This is a genomic window from Lutibacter sp., from assembly GCF_041596795.1.
In the GTDB taxonomy this organism is placed as follows: domain Bacteria; phylum Bacteroidota; class Bacteroidia; order Flavobacteriales; family Flavobacteriaceae; genus Lutibacter.
In genome coordinates, this window is record NZ_JBFHHX010000196.1 from 1 (window position 1) to 4,495 (window position 4,495).

The 4,495-nt window shown below is 32.1% G+C and carries 2 protein-coding genes and 1 tRNA gene; 2 read left to right on the top strand and 1 reads right to left on the bottom strand.

The window, feature by feature from the left end:
* Nucleotides 1-157: 157 nt before the first annotated feature.
* Nucleotides 158-231: transfer RNA gene (locus ABY298_RS14965), tRNA-Asn, on the bottom strand.
* Nucleotides 232-565: 334 nt separating this feature from the next.
* Here ABY298_RS14965 and ABY298_RS14970 point away from each other — a divergent pair.
* Together ABY298_RS14970 and odhB are read left to right on the top strand one after the other, a co-directional pair.
* Nucleotides 566-3,310: a 2-oxoglutarate dehydrogenase E1 component gene (locus tag ABY298_RS14970; RefSeq protein WP_372746859.1), complete on the top strand. Its 2,745-nt coding sequence runs from the start codon at nucleotides 566-568 to the stop codon at nucleotides 3,308-3,310.
* A gap of 37 nt (nucleotides 3,311-3,347) precedes the next feature.
* Nucleotides 3,348-4,495: 2-oxoglutarate dehydrogenase complex dihydrolipoyllysine-residue succinyltransferase (odhB, locus tag ABY298_RS14975; RefSeq protein ID WP_372746860.1), on the top strand; the 1,148-nt coding region annotated here is incomplete at its 3' end.

A 4,495-nucleotide genomic window follows, 5' to 3' on the forward strand; every position in this document is an offset into this window, starting at 1 on the left:
ATGGCCAAGCATTATCCAAATTTTTAAGTATCAATAATAAAGAAATTATTTGCTTGGGTAATGATTATTTATATGATGGTGGCGGAATATTCTTATTAAATACATAAACTAAAAAAGCCTCTACATTTCTGTAAAGGCTTTTATCTGCTTTGAGTAGCTCCCCCTCTTGGGCTCGAACCAAGGACCCTCTGATTAACAGTCAGATGCTCTAACCAACTGAGCTAAGGAGGAATTTATTCTCTTTTGCGAGTGCAAATATACAAGGTTTTATGTTTTCTGCAACAATTTTTTAAAAAAAAATGAATCTTTTTTAAATCTTTTTTAAAAACCATTTGTAAGTAATTGAAAACTAAATTTAAACCAACTTAAAATCCAATCTCTTTTTTTATCAACTTTACACTAAAACCTAAAAAAACATACTGTTCACATACAGTTTTTTTGATTGAAGTGGTGTTTTTTGATAAATCTATAATAATTCTAAAAATACCCCATTTAAAATGGTTGTTTTACTAAAAATTGTATTTTTACAATGTAAAATAATACATATATACTACTAACAAATACTATGGATAAATTTTCATTTTTAAATGCTGTTCATACAGGTTTTATTGCCGATGTATACGACCAGTATTTAATAAATCCTGATGCCGTTGAACCTAGCTGGAGAAGCTTTTTTCAAGGATATGACTTTGCAAACGAAAAATATTCGTTAACAGACCAAGCTCCCTCAAACACTAATAACATACAAGTTCCTGAAAATGTTTTAAAGGAATTTAAAGTTATCGACCTTATTAATGGCTACAGAACCAGAGGTCATTTATTTACAAAAACAAATCCTGTTCGTGCCAGAAGACAATATTCGCCAACTTTAGCAATTGAAAATTTTGGTCTTTCTGAAAATGATTTAGATACGGTTTTTGATGCAGGGGAATTAGTTGGATCTGGTAAAAATACCTTACGTAACATTATTAAACATTTAGAAACCGTTTATTGCGATTCTATTGGTGTTGAATATATGTACATTCGTAACCCTGAAGAAATTAAATGGTTTCAAAAACAACTTACAAACAACGCAAACCATCCAAATTATTCAATAGAATCAAAAAAATACATTCTAAAAAAATTAACACAAGCTGTTACTTTTGAAAACTTTTTACAAACTAAATATGTTGGTCAAAAACGTTTTTCATTAGAAGGTGGAGAAACTTTAATTCCAGCAATTAGTGCAGTCATTAGAAATGCTGCCGAAGTTTATAATTGTGATGAATTTGTGCTTGGAATGGCGCATAGAGGTAGATTAAACACTTTAGTTAATATTTTTAGAAAACCTGTTCATGAACTTTTTAGCGAATTTGAAGGAAAAGATTTTGAAGATGAAACTATTGATGGAGATGTAAAATACCATTTAGGTTTTACAACCCAAAAAACCCTAAGAAACAACAAAAAACTAAAAATGAATTTAGTTCCAAATCCTTCACATTTAGAAACTGTTGGGCCAATTGTTGAAGGAATTTCTAGAGCTAAAATTGATAAAGATTACAATGGCGATAATTCTAAATTATTACCAATTATTGTACACGGAGATGCCGCAATTGCTGGTCAAGGATTAGTGTACGAAGTAATTCAAATGAGTAAACTAAACGGTTATTCAACTGGTGGAACTATTCACATTGTGGTTAACAATCAAATTGGATTTACAACCAATTATTTAGATGGACGTTCAAGTACCTATTGTACAGATGTTGCAAAAGTAACACTTTCACCTGTTTTACACGTAAACGCAGATGACGTTGAAGCTGTTGTACATGCAATAGAAATGGCGCTAGATTTTAGAATGAAATTTAAACGTGATATTTTTATAGATTTATTAGGATACAGAAAATACGGGCATAACGAAGGTGATGAACCAAGATTTACCCAACCTAATTTATACAAAGCAATTGCCAAACATGACAATCCTAGAGATATTTACGCTAAAAAATTAATTGAAGAAGGTTCTATAGACATTACCTATTTAAATAAAACCATAGATGATTTTAAAAATTTACTAGAAGAAGAATATCTAAAATCTAAAGAAGAAGAAACTTCTAATATTAGAGAATTTATGGAAGATGCCTGGGAAGGCTTTACAAGAAGAGATGAAGATGCAATGCTAATTTCTGAAGACACTTCTTATGCAAAAGACAAACTACAAGAAATAGCCAAAACAGTTTCTACAGTACCAAAAAACGTAAAGTTTTTAAGAAAAGCCGAACGTATTTTAATGGATAGAAATAAAATGGTTTTTGAAACCGATGCTATTGATTGGGGAATGGGAGAAACACTGGCATACGGAAGTTTATTGCAAGAAGGTTTTGATGTTCGTATTTCTGGTCAAGATGTTGAAAGAGGAACTTTTAGTCATCGTCATGCTATTTTAAGAGATGAAATTTCAGAAGAACGCATAAATTTACTAAATACAGTAAAAGATATTAAAGGAAACATGACCATCTATAATTCTCTTTTATCTGAATATGGAGTTCTTGGTTTCGATTATGGGTACGCAATGGCAAATCCAAATGCATTAACTATTTGGGAAGCGCAATTTGGTGATTTTAGCAACGGAGCACAAATTATTTTCGATCAGTATTTATCAGCCGCTGAAGACAAATGGAAACTTCAAAATGGATTAGTTGTTTTACTACCACACGGATATGAAGGTCAAGGATCTGAACATTCATCTGGTAGAATGGAACGTTTTTTACAACTATGCGCCATAGATAATATGATTGTTACTAATTGCACAACACCTGCAAACTTCTATCATTTATTACGACGCCAAATGAAACGTGATTATAGAAAACCATTAATAGTTTTTACTCCAAAAAGTTTGTTGCGCCATCCATTAGCCGTATCAAAATTAAATGAATTTGCAAATGGTGCTTTTCAAGAAGTAATTGATGATACCGTTGTTAAAGAAAAAGTAACTAAATTGGTATTTTGTACCGGTAAATTTTATTACGATTTATTAGCAGAACGCACAGAATTAAACAGAGAAGATGTAGCATTGGTAAGAATAGAACAATTATTCCCGTTACATATAGATAAATTAAAAGCTATTATTGCATCATATCCAAATGTAAAAAAATATGTTTGGGCACAAGAAGAACCTGAAAATATGGGTGCTTGGAGTTATATGTTACAACGTTTTAGATTGGTACACTTAGAGGTTGCATCTCAGCCTTTTTATGCAGTACCAGCTGCAGGTTCAACAACCAGATTTAAAATAAGACATCAACTTGTTATTGATAAAGTATTTGAAACTAACTAATTAAAAAATCGTCTAAAAAAGACTAAAAATAAAAAATATGATTCTAGAAATGAAAGTTCCCTCTCCGGGAGAATCTATTACAGAAGTAGAAATTGCAACTTGGCTTGTACAAGATGGTGATTATGTAGAAAAAGATCAACCAATTGCCGAAGTAGATTCTGACAAAGCAACCTTAGAATTACCTGCTGAAGAAAGTGGTATAATAACATTAAAAGCTGAAGAAGGTGACGCTGTAGCAGTTGGTTCAGTAGTTTGTTTAATTGATTTAGATGGAAAAAAACCAGATGGTGCTACTCCAAAAAATGAAGAAAAAGCTACAGAAACTCCAAAAGCAGAAAAAGTAGTTGCGCCAACTCCTGTAGAAAAAACATACGCTAGTGGAAGCGCCTCACCAGCTGCAAAAAAAGTATTAGCCGAAAAAGGAATAACTCCTTCTGAAGTAGTTGGAACAGGAAAAGATGGTAGAATTACCAAAGATGATGCTGTAAAAGCTGTGCCAAGTATGGGAACTCCTGCAGGTGGATCTCGTAGTTCAGAAAAAACAAAACTTTCAATGCTTCGTAGAAAAGTTGCAGAGCGTTTGGTTTCTGTAAAAAATGAAACCGCAATGCTTACTACGTTTAACGAAGTAGATATGAAACCTATTTTTGATTTACGTAACGATTATAAAGATGCGTTTAAAGCAAAACACAATGTAGGTTTAGGTTTTATGAGTTTCTTTACCTTAGCTGTTGTTAGAGCATTAAAAATGTACCCAGATGTAAACTCTATGTTAGATGGAGATTATAAAATTTCACATGATTTTCAAGATATTTCAATTGCAGTTTCTGGTCCAAAAGGATTAATGGTTCCTGTTATTAGAAATGCCGAAAACTTAACTTTTAGAGGCGTAGAAAATGAAGTAAAACGTTTAGCAATTAGAGCACGCGACGGTCAAATTACTATTGATGAAATGACTGGTGGAACCTTTACAATTACAAACGGCGGTGTTTTTGGATCAATGCTATCAACTCCTATTATAAACCCTCCTCAAAGTGGAATTTTAGGAATGCACAATATTGTAGAAAGACCAATTGCTGTAAACGGAGAAGTTGTAATTAGACCAATTATGTACGTTGCGCTATCTTATGATCATAGAATTATTGACGGAAGAGAATCTGTAGGATTTTTAGTAGCCGTAAAAGA